Origin of the sequence: Altericista sp. CCNU0014 (assembly GCF_044923475.1) — a bacterium.
Taxonomy (GTDB): Bacteria; Cyanobacteriota; Cyanobacteriia; order Thermosynechococcales; family Thermosynechococcaceae; genus JAAURS01.
The window spans coordinates 2,900,243-2,916,473 of sequence record NZ_CP137338.1 but is presented as its reverse complement, the minus strand read 5'-3'; the positions used below and the strand labels follow the sequence as shown (position 1 = coordinate 2,916,473).

17 protein-coding genes are annotated in these 16,231 nt (G+C 50.4%); 5 read left to right on the top strand and 12 right to left on the bottom strand.

Annotated elements, in window-relative coordinates; genetic code table 11:
- Positions 1-80 precede the first annotated feature (80 nt).
- From R6H26_RS14130 to rd, 3 genes are all read right to left on the bottom strand, one after another.
- Positions 81-902: an alpha/beta fold hydrolase gene (locus R6H26_RS14130; protein ID WP_404783140.1), complete on the bottom strand. Its 822-nt coding sequence runs from the start codon at positions 900-902 to the stop codon at positions 81-83.
- A 303-nt stretch (positions 903-1,205) separates the two neighbouring features.
- The gene (locus R6H26_RS14125; protein ID WP_404783139.1) at positions 1,206-2,165 is read right to left on the bottom strand and encodes a zinc-dependent alcohol dehydrogenase family protein; all 960 of its coding nucleotides are present in this window, start codon (positions 2,163-2,165) and stop codon (positions 1,206-1,208) included.
- 148 nt (positions 2,166-2,313) lie between these two features.
- Positions 2,314-2,487: a rubredoxin gene (gene rd, locus R6H26_RS14120; protein ID WP_404783138.1), complete on the bottom strand. Its 174-nt coding sequence runs from the start codon at positions 2,485-2,487 to the stop codon at positions 2,314-2,316.
- Positions 2,488-2,946: 459 nt separating this feature from the next.
- Here rd and R6H26_RS14115 point away from each other — a divergent pair, with 459 nt between their 5' ends.
- Positions 2,947-6,639 carry an NB-ARC domain-containing protein gene (locus R6H26_RS14115; RefSeq protein ID WP_404783137.1) on the top strand — a complete coding sequence of 1,231 codons (3,693 nt, stop codon included), beginning with the start codon at positions 2,947-2,949 and terminating at the stop codon, positions 6,637-6,639.
- A gap of 586 nt (positions 6,640-7,225) precedes the next feature.
- Here the strand turns inward: R6H26_RS14115 and R6H26_RS14110 are convergent.
- Together R6H26_RS14110 and R6H26_RS14105 are read right to left on the bottom strand one after the other, a co-directional pair.
- Positions 7,226-8,032, bottom strand: coding sequence for a hypothetical protein (locus tag R6H26_RS14110; protein WP_404783135.1), 807 nt, complete (start codon positions 8,030-8,032; stop codon positions 7,226-7,228).
- The gene (locus tag R6H26_RS14105) at positions 8,017-8,487 is read right to left on the bottom strand and encodes a hypothetical protein (protein WP_404783134.1); all 471 of its coding nucleotides are present in this window, start codon (positions 8,485-8,487) and stop codon (positions 8,017-8,019) included. Before R6H26_RS14105 ends, R6H26_RS14110 begins: the two co-directional genes overlap by 16 nt.
- Before the next feature lie 57 nt (positions 8,488-8,544).
- Here R6H26_RS14105 and R6H26_RS14100 point away from each other — a divergent pair, with 57 nt between their 5' ends.
- Positions 8,545-8,949, top strand: a complete 405-nt coding sequence (locus tag R6H26_RS14100; RefSeq protein WP_404783132.1) for a cupin domain-containing protein — start codon at positions 8,545-8,547, stop codon at positions 8,947-8,949.
- Between the two features lie 30 nt (positions 8,950-8,979).
- On the opposite strand, the gene R6H26_RS14095 is transcribed toward R6H26_RS14100, so the two are convergent.
- The gene (locus R6H26_RS14095; protein ID WP_404783130.1) at positions 8,980-9,360 is read right to left on the bottom strand and encodes a tyrosine-type recombinase/integrase; all 381 of its coding nucleotides are present in this window, start codon (positions 9,358-9,360) and stop codon (positions 8,980-8,982) included.
- Between the two features lie 35 nt (positions 9,361-9,395).
- Here R6H26_RS14095 and R6H26_RS14090 point away from each other — a divergent pair, with 35 nt between their 5' ends.
- Positions 9,396-10,736, top strand: a complete 1,341-nt coding sequence (locus R6H26_RS14090; protein WP_404783128.1) for an APC family permease — start codon at positions 9,396-9,398, stop codon at positions 10,734-10,736.
- A gap of 203 nt (positions 10,737-10,939) precedes the next feature.
- Here R6H26_RS14090 and R6H26_RS14085 read toward each other — a convergent pair whose 3' ends face one another.
- The 5 genes from R6H26_RS14085 to R6H26_RS14065 all read right to left on the bottom strand — a co-directional run bounded on the left by R6H26_RS14085 (position 10,940) and on the right by R6H26_RS14065 (position 13,510).
- On the bottom strand, positions 10,940-12,196 hold the full coding sequence (locus tag R6H26_RS14085) for a tyrosine-type recombinase/integrase (protein ID WP_404783127.1): 1,257 nt from the start codon (positions 12,194-12,196) through the stop codon (positions 10,940-10,942).
- A 24-nt stretch (positions 12,197-12,220) separates the two neighbouring features.
- The gene (locus tag R6H26_RS14080) at positions 12,221-12,511 is read right to left on the bottom strand and encodes a type II toxin-antitoxin system RelE/ParE family toxin (RefSeq protein WP_404783125.1); all 291 of its coding nucleotides are present in this window, start codon (positions 12,509-12,511) and stop codon (positions 12,221-12,223) included.
- The gene (locus tag R6H26_RS14075) at positions 12,508-12,798 is read right to left on the bottom strand and encodes a hypothetical protein (RefSeq protein ID WP_404783123.1); all 291 of its coding nucleotides are present in this window, start codon (positions 12,796-12,798) and stop codon (positions 12,508-12,510) included. The genes R6H26_RS14080 and R6H26_RS14075 overlap by 4 nt, the downstream gene beginning before the upstream one ends.
- A 143-nt stretch (positions 12,799-12,941) precedes the next feature.
- Positions 12,942-13,226 (bottom strand): HigA family addiction module antitoxin, encoded by a 285-nt coding sequence (locus tag R6H26_RS14070; RefSeq protein ID WP_404783122.1) that lies wholly within the window; start codon positions 13,224-13,226, stop codon positions 12,942-12,944.
- 5 nt (positions 13,227-13,231) lie between these two features.
- Positions 13,232-13,510 carry a type II toxin-antitoxin system RelE/ParE family toxin gene (locus R6H26_RS14065; protein WP_404783120.1) on the bottom strand — a complete coding sequence of 93 codons (279 nt, stop codon included), beginning with the start codon at positions 13,508-13,510 and terminating at the stop codon, positions 13,232-13,234.
- A 166-nt stretch (positions 13,511-13,676) separates the two neighbouring features.
- Here R6H26_RS14065 and R6H26_RS14060 point away from each other — a divergent pair, with 166 nt between their 5' ends.
- A complete protein-coding gene (locus tag R6H26_RS14060; RefSeq protein ID WP_404783118.1) occupies positions 13,677-13,931 on the top strand; it encodes a YlcI/YnfO family protein in 255 nt (84 codons plus the stop codon).
- Positions 13,924-14,355: a type II toxin-antitoxin system VapC family toxin gene (locus tag R6H26_RS14055; protein WP_404783117.1), complete on the top strand. Its 432-nt coding sequence runs from the start codon at positions 13,924-13,926 to the stop codon at positions 14,353-14,355. The genes R6H26_RS14060 and R6H26_RS14055 overlap by 8 nt, the downstream gene beginning before the upstream one ends.
- Positions 14,356-14,581: 226 nt before the next feature.
- Here R6H26_RS14055 and R6H26_RS14050 read toward each other — a convergent pair whose 3' ends face one another.
- Entirely contained in the window at positions 14,582-16,222 is a 1,641-nt protein-coding gene (locus tag R6H26_RS14050) for an IS1634 family transposase (protein ID WP_404783115.1), read from the bottom strand.
- Positions 16,223-16,231: the final 9 nt, after the last annotated feature.

Below are 16,231 nucleotides of genomic sequence, written 5' to 3'. Positions count from 1 at the left end.
TGACATAGAATTGCTCCTTAAAGTGATTCAGCATTCTAATTTAGAGACAATGCTTGTAGCCAGATGCGTTTACGCCTCGTCTATGGCGCGGTTGCAGCACGATCGATGAGCTTGGCAACGGCATCTGTATGGGAAACCATCACGACATGGGACGCGCCATTCACAACAACGGTCTCCTTTGAGTGAGCGCGGTTCGCCATCAAAGATAGTGCCGCTGGAGGAATGTTCAAGTCGCGATCGCCATAAATAAACCAGGACGGGGTAGATTTCCATGCGGGCGCACCGGAGGCTTCGTTCAGCGCGGCTTCCGTAATCGGGCGCTGGGTGCTAGCCATCAGTTGCGCGTCGTTAGCGGGCACATCCGCAGCAAACTGGGCGTGGAACTTGTCCTGCTGAATGTAGAGGTCTTTACCACCATCGGGCAGTTCAACGGGTGGCGCGAGTGTTGATCCGAGTGTGCTGCCCGGATAACGTCCTGAGAGTTCAATGGCAGTCTCGCCCGCATCAGGAGCGAAACCAGCAACGTAGACCAATGCTTTCACGTTCCTATCACCCTTGACCGCATTGGTAATCACTGCGCCTCCGTAAGAATGCCCAACCAGCACGATGGGGCCGTTGATGTCTTTAAGGGCGCTGGCAACATAATCTGCGTCGCTCTTAACGCCGCGCAGAGGATTAGCCACAGCAACCGTCGGATAACCTTTCGCGATCAGCTTCGTCAATACACCGTTCCAACTAGAAGACTCGGCGAACGCACCATGAACGAACGCGATCGTGGGCTTATTGACTTGTGCATTTGCAGTACTCATGATAGCTCCTAGAGAAGTAATGGTAAGAGTTCCTAAAAAGAGAATGACAATCAGAAGCAGGCGGAGGCTGTTCCTGAAGTTAAGCATGTTCATAGTGTGGTCTCCGTTTAAATTCGGGTAGTGCTTTCCTTCTGTTTCAACGAGCATTGACTGAAAATTTTATTGAATTCCTACGGGTCATCGAATTTGCTTCGATGTCCTTTTGTAAGATGCTTAAATTACTGCATTAGAGGGCTTTGACTAGAGTGCTTCCTGGTTGTTGACTCCAGATAATCAGTGTTGGGCTGCTTCAGTTCTTGGTGAAGGCGGTAGTCACAAGATATTTGTGAATGTTTGAATTTGTGCTACTTGGGGCTATTTTTCAGATGATGATTTAAAGTACTCGGTGAGGATAGTCTAACTTTTGGTAAATTCCAGCACAATTTTCCCCTTCGTCCCTCCCTGCTCTAGACGCTGATGTGCTTGAATTATCTGATCCCAAGACAGCGTTGAATCAATGATGGGGCGAAGCTGAGTGCGCTCGATTAGCTTTGTCAAAGCATCTAATTTTGCTCGGTACTGTGGGGAGAAAACAAAATGGATAGTCAGATTCTTGCCCCATGCTTCGATGAGTGATTGTGGCGTTTCAGTGTCTACAATACTCACAAGCCTGCCAAATGGGCGAATAATTTCTGGGCTACGCTGGATTGTTTGTCCACCGACCGTATCCAAAACTAAATCAACACCTAGCTCATCTGTTTCCTGATAAATAACTTCCGTATAATCTTCGTTTTTGTAATCAATGGCTCGATCTGCGCCAAGTTCTTTAACAAAATCGAAATTTTTAGAACTGCATGTTGTAAAAACATAGGCTCCCATCGCTTTTGCAAGTTGAATTGCAATAGAACCAACGCCACCAGCACCCGAATGAATTAGAACTGATTCCCCAACTTGAAGATTGCCCCTCGTCACTAGACAATCCCAAGCCGTTCCTCCTGCAAGAGGAAAACACGCTGCTTCAATGTGCGACAAGTTAGAAGGCTTGAGCGCAACAATCCCTGCATCAGCAACATGATATTGAGCATAGCTGCCAGATTCTCCAAAAATCTGCGGCGAGTAATAAACTTCGTTTCCTACCTCAAAGTCTGTCACTGACTCTCCAACTGTCTCAATGACCCCTGAAATGTCAACTCCGATAATTGCTGGTAATCGAACTAGGTCTTTGTAGTCACCACGGCGAGTCTGATAATCAACCGGATTGATCGATGTTGCACAAACCCTTACTAGAACCTGATTAGGTTTTGGTACTGGCTTGGGCACAGTTTGAATCTCAAAACTCTCAGCACCACCAAATGCTGTCAGTACGGCTGCTTTCATACATTCCATCTTTACTAACTCTCCTTGATTTAGAATAAATAGTGGTTCTCGCTTCGTTAAAATCCTGGATGTTATCGACAACTTGGAGGAATATCGTCAAGTTCGGCTTTCACGGTTTAGAACGCATTACCTTTTACAACACAACTAGCTAAACTCCCCCTGGTAGCACTAGTTGAAACTTTGCCTTCTTCGCGCTACAGACTGGACATACCCAATCTTCCGGCAGATCCTCAAAAGCTTTTCCCGGAGCAATTCCAGACTTTGGATCGCCGTCTGCTGGATCGTAAATTTGACCACAAACCTTACATCTATATCGTTCCATAAGTACCTCCTGCGTAGTATTAGAAAAGCTTGGAAGATCTGTCATTTGTCAACTACGTCACTAGTTCGTCAACTTGATAGTGTATCTGTTGCAGCAGAAACTTAGCCTGTCGACGGGTTGGGGTCGTAAGACTGGATTACTGCTAGAAATCGGGGAATTGTGAAGGTTGCTAAGCGGTTAGGTGTTAGTGTGCTAATTCCTTTCCCTTGCGCCTTTGAACCTGATATCACTATATTAGGGGAGTTTTTTGGATTTGTCGTTACCTATAAGTTGACTACTTTGAGGTTAATGTCATGAGTCTAAATACTTAAGGACAGGTAAACTTTTTCGCGATCAATTTTCGATTGAATCGGCTGAATTCCCTCTCTTGTCTCAGTTCTAGCTTGGTGATGCTCGACACAAAAAGTTAACCTTAACCGAGGTAAAATCAGTTCACTACCATTAATGGAGTAAAAGACAATGGATTTAGAGCAGGCCCTGCACCTTGCTCATTCGGTAGTCTTTGCCAAAGTGGGTAGACGGCTGAATAAAGTAGAAGCTGCCATTCTACAGGGAGCCCTGCAAGCGCAGACCTACGAGCAAATTTCTGAGACATCTGGCTACTCGCTCAGCTATATCAAGTACAACGTCGGTCCCAAACTCTGGAGCCTGCTGGGGCAAGCCTGCGGGGAGCCCGTCAGTAAAACCAACTTTCGAGGGGCATTAGAACATCAGTGGCATCAGTCGCTGATTGGTGCGACCCAAACCCAGGCTCTAGCAGTTGAGTCGACTGCCTCATCTACCGCTACCGCTGCTCAAGCCGCCCTGCCTCAGCCCCAAGCTGACTGGGGAGAAGCGATGGATGTCACCCAGTTCTATGGGCGAACTGAGGAACTCCAGACCCTGGAGCAATGGATTGTGACGGAGCGCTGTCGAGTCGTGGCACTGCTGGGAATTGGTGGAATTGGCAAAAGCGCCCTGGCTGCCAAACTGGGGCAGCAGATTCAAACTCAGTTTGAGGTGGTGGTGTGGCGATCGCTGCAAAATGCCCCGCCGTTTGAAGCATGGTTAGAAACAGTGCTACCGATCTTGCTACAGTCACAGGGAGAGGACATTGCTGTACCAAGCAGCCTGGACGGGAAACTACTGAAGCTGATGCAGGGGTTGCGTCAAAAGCGCTGCTTACTGGTTCTGGACAATGCTGAGACGATTTTGAGTGCAGGGCAAACCGGACAGTATCGAGCGGGCTACGAGGGCTATGGTCAACTGTTCAAAGAGATTGGGGAGGTGTCCCATCAGAGTTGCTTACTGCTCACCAGCCGCGAAAAGCCCAGAGAGATTGTGCCACCGGAAAGTCAAGAACAATCGGTACGAACGTTGCTACTGAAGGGACTGAACCCAGAAGCCGGACGAGAACTCTTTCGCTACAAAGGAACATTTGCGGGTACAGAGTCCGAATGGGAACGATTAGTGGCACACTATCGCGGCAACCCCCTGGCACTGAAATTGGTGGCAGCCGCGACTCAAGAACTGTTTAATGGCAGGATTGCTGAGGTATTGAACTATCTCCAGCAAGGGTTAGCTGTCTTTGAAGATATTCGAGACTTGCTCCAAAGACAGTTCGATCGCTTGTCTGAGATTGAGCAGGAAATGATTTTTTGGTTAGCGATCGATCGGGAACCGAACTCGCTGCCTGAGTTAAACCGAGATATTGTCACCATGCTCTCCAGGCGCAGACTTCCAGATGCAATGCAGTCTTTGTTGCGGCGATCGCTGATTGAAAAGGAGGGTGAGCGCTTCTTTCTCCAACCTGTCGTGCTGGAGTATGCGACCGATCAGTTTGTTCAGTGCGTCTCTGAAGAAATTGCCAGCCAAACACCAGAGCGACTCAGAACCCACGCGCCGATCAAAGCCCAGGCAAAAGACTATGTCCGAGAGATGCAGAAGCGGTTGATTGTCGAGCCGATCGCTGAACAATTGCTGCTCCAGTTTGGCAATTCACACGCCCTGGAACAGCAGTTGAAAACCATGTTGGAGCAGCAACAGCAGCAAGCGCCGCTCCAGCCAAACTACATTGCTGGCAATCTGCTCAACCTGCTGGTGCATCTGCAAAGCGATCTACGAGGCTGTGACTTTTCGGAGCTAACCGTATGGCAAGCTGACTTACGACAGATCAACCTAGCAGGGGTCAATTTTCGCAACGCTGATTTGGCAACCTCTGTGTTTGCCGAGACCTTAAGTAGCGTTGTGTCAGTCAGCTTTAACCCAGATGGCAGCTTGCTGGCAACAGGCGATGTGGATGGTAAGATTTGCCTCTGGCGAGTGGTCGATGGTCAACAGGTTTTGACATTGAAGGGACATACCGGTTGGATCTGGACAGTTGCCTTCAGTCCCGACGGCAAAACGCTAGCCAGTTGCAGTGATGACCCATTAATTCGGTTGTGGGATGTGCAGAACCTCGATTTTGAGCAGTCCAACACTGCAAACCTGTCTGAAGTGAGTGATTCCAGCCATCTCTCAGTCACCTGTCTCAACATACTGCGGGGTCATCTCAGTCGGGTTTGGAGGATCGCATTCAGCCCCGATGGTCAAATGCTTGCCAGTGCTAGTGAAGATCGAACAATTCGTCTCTGGAATGCCCGCGACGGAACCTGCATGAAGGTTTTGCAGGGGCATACCGGTGGGGTCACTTCAGTCAACTTTAGTCCCAATGGACAGATTCTGGCCAGTGCCAGCGACAACTCCTCAATCCGATTGTGGAGTGTTGCTCACGGCACCACCCTCCAAACATTGTCAGGACATACCCGTTGGGTTTGGGCAGTTGCCTTCAGCCCGGACGGTCAAACCCTCGCCAGCGGTAGTGACGATCGCACGATTCGACTATGGGACGTGCAGACTGGCATTTGCCGCAAAACACTGCAAGGGCATACTAGTTGGGTCACCTCACTCAGCTTCAGTCCCAATGGTCAAACCCTTGCCAGTGGTAGTGAGGACGCCTCAGTACGGTTATGGAGCGTGCAGGACGGAACATGCTTCAAACGGTTGCAAGGTTACAGCAGTTGTGTTTGGTCTGTCGCGTTCAGTCCCGATGGTCAAATCTTAGCCAGCAATAGTGAGAATGCCTCATTTCGACTGTGGGATGTCCAAAATGGCACCTGCCTCAAGACGTTTCAGGGGCAAACCAGTGGGGTCACTTCAGTCAGCTTTAGTCCGGATGGCTCCACTTTAGCCAGTGGTAGTTATGATGCCCTCGTGCGGCTCTGGGATTGGCAGCAAGAAACTTGCAAGGCTTTGCCAGGACATACCAATTGGATCTGGGCAGTGGCATTTCACCCCAATAGTCAAATGGTTGCAAGTGGCAGCATCGATCAAACCGTGCGGCTATGGGATGTGCGAGATGGCTCCTGCCTCAGAACCCTACACGGACATACGGGTTGGGTTTGCTCAGTCAGTTTCAGCCCCAATGAACAAATGTTAGCGAGTGGCAGCCATGACAACTCAGTGCGATTATGGGATGTGCAAGATGGCTCCTGCCTCAGAACTCTACAAGGACATACGGGTTGGGTTTGGGCAGTCGCCTTCAGCCTAGATGGACACATCCTTGCGAGTGGCAGTAACGATCAAACCGTGCGGCTATGGAATATGCGAGATGGCTCCTGCCTCAGAACCCTACACGGACATACGGGTTGGGTTATATCTGTTGCCTTCAGCCCAGATGGTCAGACTCTAGCAACTGGCAGCTCAGACTTATCTGTTCGACTTTGGAATGTGCAAGATGGAGCGTGCTTGGCAACGTTACACGACCATACTAGTGAAGTTGGCTCAGTTGCCTTCAGCCCTAATGGTCGTCTCCTAGCCAGTGGCAGTGAAGACCAAACTATCCGGCTGTGGAATGTCCAAGATGGCACCTGTCAGAAAGTCCTGCAAGGGCACACCAGTCGGGTCAGAGTTCAGTTTAGTCCGGTGGACGTTAGCCTGCCATCCGGTACAGATCCGATTTTGGTCAGTGGGAGTCAGGATGAAACTATTAAGCTGTGGAATCCTACAACAGGTGAGTGTCTCAAAACACTGAGAGCCGATCGCTTGTATGAAGGTATGAATATTCAAGGCGCAACCGGGTTAACAGTGCCTCAAAAGTCTACCCTTAAAACATTAGGGGCAGTTGAGCGTTAGGGCGATCGCACGTCCAGATTCAGTGCATTCTCTTGTGGTTGATCGTGTCTAGCAGTTGTTGAAAGGCGTTGAGCGATCGCGCTATTTCCCTATTCACGAGTTGGTCAACTTGTCCATCCAAAGGGTACTCTCGCGATTCATTGACCAGTATCCCTTCTTGTTCACCATCGATCCAATGATTGGGCAGTAGAGAAACCCCACGATACATTTCCAGTATCGATGACGAGAGCATTATCACGGTTTCGGGAAGCGCTGGAAATCAGTTCAGGTCTTGAAGATAAAATTCTGAATGACATGCCCTGCAAAGTTTTCAGAACCATCTTGCACTATTTTACACGTATCTCGGCTCGACCCCAAACCCCTCTTACCCCAGCACCGCAAAAAATTGAGCCTCCGCTTGCTTCTGTAGCGATCGCCTTCACTCATAATAGTAATCACACCGACCATTGCATTTGAGGAGGGTCTTGGAAATGACGATTAATCAAAATGGGCTTTTCGTTCAATCTGGGCAAGGGCATTCTTACTTCTTTGGTCAAGACCTCTATACATTCAAAGCAATTGGTGAAGAAACAGGCCTAGTTCCCCACTATTTTGTGTGAAGAGATTGAGGCAGAGAGCGTCTGCCGTTAAGGGACGCAGCAATTAAGAAATTGCGAAGCCAATCATCGTGATATCGAAAGCCATTGAGTTGCTCAAAGGGACAAAGACATCCTGTTTGCTGCTGTGTTTTACGACAAAAGGGATGAAAGTTCCATAATAAAGCTATTGCTCTACCTGTCTGGACTGCGGCAGGCCAAGTTCCATGGAAATATTGCATCGAAAACAGGCAACGGTCAAGATAGTTCATCGGGCGGTCAACCGCATTACTCGTTCGGCTCGCTCCTGGAAAATCATAGGCTCTCTGAAATAGGGCAGACTTGTCCTTGAGCCGCTTGAGCCTTTGGTGAATCGAGTCTCGCAGGGGTTGCTTTTTAGCCCATTCGAGCAATCGTCTCAGCCGTTGGGCAAATTTCCCCTTGTTCGCGCCATGATACACATGCCACAGTTTTTCGCGCAGACTCTGCCAGAGGGCAGCTTGGGAACGACACAAGTCTCGCACCTTGATGACTTCATGCAAAAAGCACAGAATCCAGACAATCCCAGGAAATAGACTCTGCCAAGCACTCCGGGTCGCATCCCAGCCATCGAGCGTGACGGTTTGAGGCCTATAGTCGGGCAGATGATGGGCGACCTCCGCCTGAAAGACACCATAACCCGCCTTAAGCGCCTCGTGTCCGGCACTTTTGCACAACTCACTGCCGAAAATACAGCCTTTGGCGGCAGTGACAGCCAGATAGGCTTTCTCCCCTCGGTACCGTGTATGCTTCTCGTCTGCGCTTAGATGGGGGGGCACACCGCCGCGTCCTTCACCGTTGCTCCGACGATCGAGACCCGTCCTAGGGAGCGGCACAACTGATACCAATGCATCTCGGTTTTACCGAGCACATAGGCGATGCCATCATAGGACAGTCCGTGTTTGCGCAAATATAATGCTTTGGCTGCGATCTCTGCGCGCTCACTCATGTAAGGCATCACGAAGTCTGGACGAATTTGATAGGCTTCGTGATGGCTGGGAAGGTAGATGCGTCGGGTCTTTATTCCTTGCCGGGATGACTCCACCAGTCCATGGAACCGATACCCTTGCTCTATGCCTTCTGGAAACAATTCTGGGTGCTGGGCAATTTCTGCGTTGAGGTATGCTCGATAGGCTTCTCGGTCTTCGACCAGCTCACTGTAGTTCGTACCCTCTTTAATCGGCAGGCAGATTGTTTTATCTCCGGCTTTGCCTCGCGTCTTTCTTGGGGGCATGGTCTCTGACCTCCGACAACTCTTTCTATGATCCTATCTCCTTTCACACAAACTTGTTTGGAACCAGAAACAGGCGATGCCTACGCTCTTTTTGAAGTAATTGTTGCACCTCAAGGCGGTACGCCACCACATCGACATAGCCATGAACATGAATCATTCTTCGTTCAGGAGGGTGAAATTGAATTTCAGCTTGATGACCAAACACTGAATGCAACGGCTGGAACGTTCCTTTATTCTCCCAAAGGGCAGCTTCACCGTTTTACAAATACCACCCATACCTCAGCGAAGATGTTAATCTGGGTGACTCCTGCTGGCTTTGAAAAGTTTATTGCTGAAGTTGGAAAAGTAGTGAACGGTCAAATTACCGCAGGTGCATCATTAACAGATGAAGATTTACATAAAATTCTTACCATAGCTCCCAAATACGGAATTGAAATCATCCCACCTCAAACCGAGACATAGTACGCAAGTTTGCATCCTTCTGCCCATCTCTTACCCCTCCCCCATTAGCGACTGAAACTGAGCCTCAGCCTGCTTTTGCAATGAACGCTTACTATAGCGCTCAAAACTCATCTCCGACTTGTGCCGCGCGATCTGACGTGCCAGCAATGGATCCATCCCCCGCGTAACCATTTCCGTCGCGATCGTGTGTCGCCCTTGGTGCGGATGAGCCCCTTTGACCCCAGCGATCGCGGCCAACTCCTTCACGACCTCGTAGATCCCCCAATAGCCCAAGCGATCGCCTTTGCTATTGTTCGAGGCCGATAGAAACAACGGCGACTCGGCAGCAAGGTCTTCGCCCCAGCAGCGCCGGAAGTTCAGATAGACTTCCAGGGTCTGTGCCGCGTCCGACAGCAACGGCACTTGGCCCACACTATGATGGAAGCCAGATTGAACGAGAAACTACTATGACACTCCATCCCGAAGCTGAAACACCGGATGATGAGACTGAATCGTTGAAACGAGTGTTTGGATTAACGACACTGGTCATTTACGGCGTTGGCGACATTTTAGGAGCCGGAATTTATGCCGTGGTTGGCAAAATTGTCGGTTTGTCTGGCTCAATGGTGTGGATTTCGTTTCTCGTGGCGATGCTGGTGGCGGCTCTGACTGCCCTTAGCTATGCCGAATTGGGCAGCCGTCTGCCGAAAAGTGGGGGTGTCGCCTATTTTGTGCATACCGCCTTTCGGCAGGAATGGCTATCAATGCTGGTGGGCTGGCTGATGTTCTGTACCTGTCTGGTGTCGATGGCAACCTTATCGATCGCCTTTGCGGGCTATCTGAATGCGTTTTTGCCTGTGATTCCGCCCTGGGCGATCGTGCTGGCGCTGTTTGCTGGACTGACGTTTGTCAACTTTCGCGGGATGCAGGAATCGTCTGCCCTCAACATCGTTTGTACCACAATGGAAGTCTCCGGCCTGATTGTTGTGATTTTTGTTTCTGTGGCGTTTGTACTGGGGGGTAATGCACCTGCGGTGACTAATACGCTTCCCGATGGTAGCGCGATCGGGATAACGGCCATTCTACAGGGGGCGGCTTTGGCCTTTTATGCCTTCATTGGTTTTGAGGATATTGTGAATGTGGCGGAGGAGGTGAAAAATCCAGAACAGAATGTCCCCAAAGCCATTTTGCTGGCTCTCAGTATTGCGGGAGTGATTTACATTCTGGTGTCCTGGTTAGCCACGCGAGTCTTAACCCCGGCGGAACTGAGTGTATCAAGTGCGCCTCTATTGGATGTGGTTCGCCGCGCCCAGCCAAATTTTCCAGCAGTGGTGTTTACTATCATCGCTCTATTTGCCGTGCTGAATACGGCCTTGTTGAACTTTGTCACCGCCTCCCGATTGTTATTTGGCATGTCGCGAGAAGGGTTACTTCCGGCCTGGTTAGGCAAACTGCATCCCGCCCGCCTCACCCCCTACCGGACATTTCTGGTGATTCTGCCGATCGCCATTCTGCTTGCTTTGTCAGGCACGTTGCAATTTTTGGCCGGAACCACCGCGACGTTGATTTTGGTGATGTTTTGTCTGGTGAATGTATCGCTGCTGATCGTTAAACGCCGTCAGCCTCACAACCCTGGAAGACTAAAGATTCCCGCAGTGATTCCAGTTCTTGCCCTGGTATCCAATCTGATTCTGATTACCTTTGCCTCGCAAGCCAGCCATTTGCTTGCCCTCGCCTTTGTCGCGATCGGCCTGGTGTTGATCTGGCTACACAAGACAATTGCAGGGCGATCGCAGTTGTCCAATTAATGCCTGGGAAGGTTGGGTTTCTTGATGGTCAATCCAGTATGCAAGATCGGGCGATCGTACTACAACAAGAAAGCCAGGGGCGAAACCCCTCTTACCCCAGCACCGCAAAAAATTGAGCCTCAGCTTGCTTCTGGAGCGATCGCCTTTCCACAGCCCGCTGTCTTGTTCAAGAACGAAAGCTGCGCACCAAGAGTCCGACCTTCTCAAACAAGCACGCCCAACTTTTCCGGCAACTGCCACACCTCGGCCACCATCCGCTCCAGATGGATCGCATTTTCCTGCCATAACTCCGCAAAGGTAATCTCACCCTTGTCGAGGTCATCCTGATAGAGCGGCTGCATCTGCGTCAGCTCAGCCATCGCCATCAATAGTTGACGCTGTTCGCGACTCAGGTTTTTGGCATAGACGACCTTCTCAGCCTGACCCTCCCCTTTGAGTCGATAGTACGCCGCGATCGCCGCCTCCTGCTCCACCGCCAACACATAGCGCCGGAACGATCGCTCATCCGCGTGCCCGGTCAACAGTTTTGCATGGGCTGGGTCCATGCCCATCCGCAGCAGCTCCGTTGCTCCTGTATGCCGAAACTGATGCGGGTGCAGGTCTGGCAGTCCCGCTAATTCTCCAATGCGCTCCACTGCGAAATAGATGCCGTGATAGCTCAGGCGATCGCCTTCCCACCCTTGATGATGCGACAAAATCAAAGGACTTTCCGGTGTCAACGCTTCGCCCTGGCCGCGCCGCCATTCAAGATAATTCTGGATTGTTAGCTGTCCCTCTTCAGACAGCGGTACGATGCGGGGCTTATTGTTCTTAGTTTCTGTCAGCGTGATTAGGCGACCATCAAAGGAACCCACGTTTGCTGAAGCGACTTCTCCCGCGCGCAGGTTATGGCTGAGCAGTTGCACCATCGCAAAGTCTCGCAAGCGCGTTTCGTTACGCTGGGCGATCGCACTCCAAACCCTTTCCATCTCCTCCGGCTTCAGACTCTGGGCCGGAGGCATGGGCACCCGCTCGAACTTCACCCCTTCAGTCGGGTTCTTAAGGCATAGCTCGGGGTGAAACTGACACAGCCATCGAAAAAAGCTTTTGAGGGCTGTCAGAGCGCTGTTGAGGCTGTTCTTGGAAAGCTTTTTACCCGATGCAACCTCTAATTCCATCAAATAGGCTTTATAAAGTCCCAAATGTCGAGACTGAAGTTCAGACCATCGACATTGCGTCCAACCCAAAAATCGCTTTAGCTCGCGCTCGTAAAGCTTTCGACTATTGGGCGATAGGCTGCTGCTTCTCAAGTACTCCTGCACCACAGGCCAGCGGATATCAGTCGGCGTGGCAATTTGGGCGGTTCGGCCTCGATGCGATCGCTTTGCACTAGCAGTCCGGCTTTCGTTGGCTGAAGCGGAAGGAGAAGCGACGATCGCTGATGTGGTGACGGGAATGAGTTTGACGGCTGGAACGCTCATAATGCCTGCATTTCAATACAGCAGTTAAGGGTGGGGAGTGATCGCCACAATGGTAATTTGGCTGCTCCCTGGCCCGTAAAACCAAAACACTCGATACGCTCCCGGCGTTCGATTTTCAACATACGCTTCAAACACCTCTTCTCCTTTCGGGCCTTGAAGCGAGTCGTACTTATGCGTCTTCAATCCAGGATGCCGTAGATTCGTTTCTATCAGTCCCAAGGTCTTTAGCACTTTCTTGTGCTTCTTGGGGTCAGATTTCGCTAGTTCTTTCAAAACATCTTTGGCCTCACTGGTCAAGACAAGACGAAACCTCATTCGTCCTCAAGCTCCATCTCTGCATATTGAGCAAAGGAATCCAGATCGTGAACTTCTCCTGCTCCAGCCTGCTCAATCCCCCGTTGCACCGATGCGATCGCCTCAGAATTCTGCCACAGCCATAGCTCCCGCTCCGGCACCGCAACTACCGGATCTAGCAAAATCTGCCCTGCATCATTTATCTGGACGCGGTAGGTTTTGCTTTTGGCGATCGCACCAATGCTAAAACGACCCCGACTATCCGGTTCGACAATCTCTTTGACGGTACGAAAATCAAGGTCTGACATGAAGGCCCTTCACCCCAAAAAACGCTCTAGCACTATTCTGTCATATAAAAGTGGGTAAATGGGTAATGGCACATTTCCCGATCAAAACAAGATCGGCTTGATTCTTCCGAGCGGATCTTGCAAGAAACGATCGGGACATTCACCTAGTTTGCAAACTCATAAGCCACTAGTTCGTCGTGCGGATTCTGCTGTTGAGCAACCCACAGATCGTAATTCGCCTGCATCTGAAGCCAACTTTCCGGCGATCGCCCTAAAACTTTCGATAACCGGATCGCCATGTCGGGACTGACTGCATTTTTGCCAGACACGACACGACCGAAAGTGGAGGGACTAACGCCCAATTGCGCTGCCATCGTTCGGATGCTCACGTCAAACGGCTCTAGATAAATGCCGTCAATGACTTCGCCTGGATGGGGGGGATTGTGCATTCTCATCAGTGGTAATCCTCATAGTCCAAAATCAAAACGTCGCCCTCGACAAGCTCAAAAGTTAGCCGCCAATTGCCGTTGACCTCGATCGACCATCGCCCTTGAGCCTTCCCTTTCAATGGATGCAGTCCAAAACCTGGGAGCGCAATGTCTTGGAGGCTTTGTGCCGTGTCCAAAATCGCCAACTGCAACCGGAGCCGTTTGACATGATCGGGTTGAATGCCGGACGTGGCTCCTTTGCGAAAGAAGGCTTCTAACCCTTTGTGCCTGAATGATTGAATCATAGCCCAACCGTAGCTTGTTGCGCTACAGTCGTCAAGCTTTTAACATAAAATATTGGCCTAATATCTTATATCTAGCGAAACTCTAGCGAACAAGGGGCGCTGCATTCAAACAGTCGATTTTAGGCTAAAATGGTTGCATATACTGTAACTGTAGTGTGAAACCATTATGCAGCGCGAAAGCATCACGATCCGCTTTCCTTCTGGATTGCTGGCTCGAGCAAAAGCCTTAAAGGTTGACGAGGAATCCTTCAACGATTTGGTGGTAGAAGCCCTCGACCATGAGGTCCACCGCCGCCAAGCGATTGCCGCGCACGATCGCATTCGATCGAGGCGGCAAGCCATTCTCCAACGCACTGGCGTTCAACCGAGGTCTGTGGCTGAAATTCGCGAACTCCGCTCTGGCGAAGGTCGTCATGCCTAGAGTGCTGTGTCTCGACTCCAGCGTTCTGATTCCTTACCTCACCCCAGAAGACAATTCGGACAAGGCTGAAGTGCTAATTCTAGATGCGATTTCTACTTCCCGTAGGTTAGTGGCTCCTTGTTTTGCTTGGGCTGAAGTGGGGTCAGTTTTGCGCAAAAAGGTTCGGCGCGGCTTACTGACTCGTGACGAGTCCCTAGCTTGCTTTGAGGATTTTCAGCAGCTTCCGATAGAGTTTATCGATCGCTCGGATTTACGAGCGAAGGCTTGGGCGATCGCCTCTCAACACGATCTGACCACTTTGTACGATGCTGCTTTTCTAGCTTGTGCGGAACTGTGCGGTGCTGAATTCTGGACTGCGGATCGAGTGCTGGTTAACAGTTTGTCGCCTTGCCCAAATTATATTCGCTCGTTATCCGATAGCTGAGAGGATGAACTACCCCTAGCTACTTCGTTGAGCTAGGAGTTTCTGACGTTTCATCTGGGTAAGTTGCTTGAACCCTCCGGTGTTGACCGGGGTTTCAAGTAGAGCTGACCCATCATCGTCTACAGAGGCCAGTTCCTGACCCCTTGCCCAAATCAAATTGACCTGAGCTGTATTGATATCTCCCACATTCCGCAGGTCAGCCCGTTAGTGTGAGAATTTTAGAGCCTTACTCCAAAAGGTAATATCGGCCACAGGATGCGCCAAGGAATTGCAAAATCTTAAGCCGTTGAGGAGAGAGATTTGAGACTTGTCTGTGACCTGAGACGACCACCAGATGGATCGCCTGAAAACACTGAAACACCCATTTCATCGTGGGAGTATCAGTCATTTTACCGAGTTGATTGGGAATACCCGCATGAGCCTCACTCAAAGCTTTTCGGAGCTTGCGTTGCGCCAGGGTATAAACCAGCAGACATAACGCCATCACCATCGCCAAAGCCATAATGCGCTCTTGGGATTTGAGAAAGACACTGGAGGTGAAAAACAAAGGGTCTTTGAGAAACCGAAATCCCCGCTCGCTCGATTGCTGATTTTTGTATTCCTGTAATACCTCCACCGCAGATAGCTCATCACAATCAAGCACATTGGTCGCCAAAATAAAGCGCCCCACAATGCTCTGTTGGGCTGCAATGGCCTCGATGTTGTGAACTAGCGTTGCTTGGGGATAAAACCTCTCCTCACAGACAGCATCGGATTTAGGACGCCCTCGTTTGCCATGATGGACTTTCTTGAGCACTGAGACGTCCGTGAGTTGGCAATAGTGTAAAGTCTGCTCAAACGCGTTGATAGCCTTGATTGCATCAGCTTCACAGGCAAAGGATTCTTTGCACAGTTGTTCGAGGTGACGGCGTTGACGGTGCTCCTGTTGCTCGACGCGTTTTTGTAACTGTTTGAGGTCTGCATCTTTGCGTTGATCGCTTTCAACGACCACCCACCGTTGCCTAATTCCGGCATAGGTCGTACAAACCCCAATCAATCGATACCCCGTGCCAACGCCTTTCCACTCCACAGAGGGGGTCACTTGTGCAATCACTTCTTGCGCTTGATTGAGGGTCAAGGGGACGCGGCTAACCCATTTGAGGCTCCCCATTTGTTTGAGATTTTCGGCAGTGAATAGGGCTGCGTCTGCCACTCTCAATCCGTCAAATGACCAATCCTGACGATATTCGTGGATGACGGTTCTAAAGCCCACTCCATCGACTTCATTCCCGTCAGCTACCCTCAGATACAACGGTACGTCGCCATCTCCACTACAGATCGTGTCCATGAGGAACTGTTTTAAGTCGGGTCGACGGTCTCTGGAATATCCATAGGTCAGCGCGATCGCGCTGATGGGTTGAGCTTCTTCTGGTACTTGGGTGACTGTCGAATCTTTAGGGACATATTGCCCCTCTACGCTCATAGAAGTACTGTCTAGGTGCACACGCTCTGTTTCAACCCCAAACTGTTGGGCGGCCTTTAAGGCCAGGGTCGTAAAGAGGTTGGTCACGCCGTATTCGTAAAAGCGGTCTAAGGCTCGACCCAATCGGTCATCGTTCAAGTGGGATGCTTCGATTCCTTTGCCCAACAAGTGCTCGATGGCTTTGCCTTCAAAGAACTGACTAAACAGATACAATGGCACACTGACAAACCCTAATCCATTCAATATCATCGCCTTGAGGATTTGACCGAGTGTCACCCCTGCTTGTGGATGAATCCCCAGTAATTCGTCTACTTGCTCAACCAGACCAATCTCATCAATGATTCCGGCGACAATCCCTAAATGGTCAAGATTCTGAACTTGGATTTCCTGGGGTATTGAACTCATGGCTTAGTG

Coding starts and splice junctions, on each gene's coding strand:
- R6H26_RS14130 (WP_404783140.1), bottom strand. CDS start 902: ATGAACATGCTTAACTTCAGGAACAGCCTCCGCCTGCTTCTGATTGTC.
- R6H26_RS14125 (WP_404783139.1), bottom strand. CDS start 2,165: ATGAAAGCAGCCGTACTGACAGCATTTGGTGGTGCTGAGAGTTTTGAG.
- rd (WP_404783138.1), bottom strand. CDS start 2,487: ATGGAACGATATAGATGTAAGGTTTGTGGTCAAATTTACGATCCAGCA.
- R6H26_RS14115 (WP_404783137.1), top strand. CDS start 2,947: ATGGATTTAGAGCAGGCCCTGCACCTTGCTCATTCGGTAGTCTTTGCC.
- R6H26_RS14105 (WP_404783134.1), bottom strand. CDS start 8,487: ATGCCCCCAAGAAAGACGCGAGGCAAAGCCGGAGATAAAACAATCTGC.
- R6H26_RS14090 (WP_404783128.1), top strand. CDS start 9,396: ATGACACTCCATCCCGAAGCTGAAACACCGGATGATGAGACTGAATCG.
- R6H26_RS14085 (WP_404783127.1), bottom strand. CDS start 12,196: ATGAGCGTTCCAGCCGTCAAACTCATTCCCGTCACCACATCAGCGATC.
- R6H26_RS14080 (WP_404783125.1), bottom strand. CDS start 12,511: ATGAGGTTTCGTCTTGTCTTGACCAGTGAGGCCAAAGATGTTTTGAAA.
- R6H26_RS14075 (WP_404783123.1), bottom strand. CDS start 12,798: ATGTCAGACCTTGATTTTCGTACCGTCAAAGAGATTGTCGAACCGGAT.
- R6H26_RS14070 (WP_404783122.1), bottom strand. CDS start 13,226: ATGCACAATCCCCCCCATCCAGGCGAAGTCATTGACGGCATTTATCTA.
- R6H26_RS14065 (WP_404783120.1), bottom strand. CDS start 13,510: ATGATTCAATCATTCAGGCACAAAGGGTTAGAAGCCTTCTTTCGCAAA.
- R6H26_RS14060 (WP_404783118.1), top strand. CDS start 13,677: ATGCAGCGCGAAAGCATCACGATCCGCTTTCCTTCTGGATTGCTGGCT.
- R6H26_RS14055 (WP_404783117.1), top strand. CDS start 13,924: ATGCCTAGAGTGCTGTGTCTCGACTCCAGCGTTCTGATTCCTTACCTC.
- R6H26_RS14050 (WP_404783115.1), bottom strand. CDS start 16,222: ATGAGTTCAATACCCCAGGAAATCCAAGTTCAGAATCTTGACCATTTA.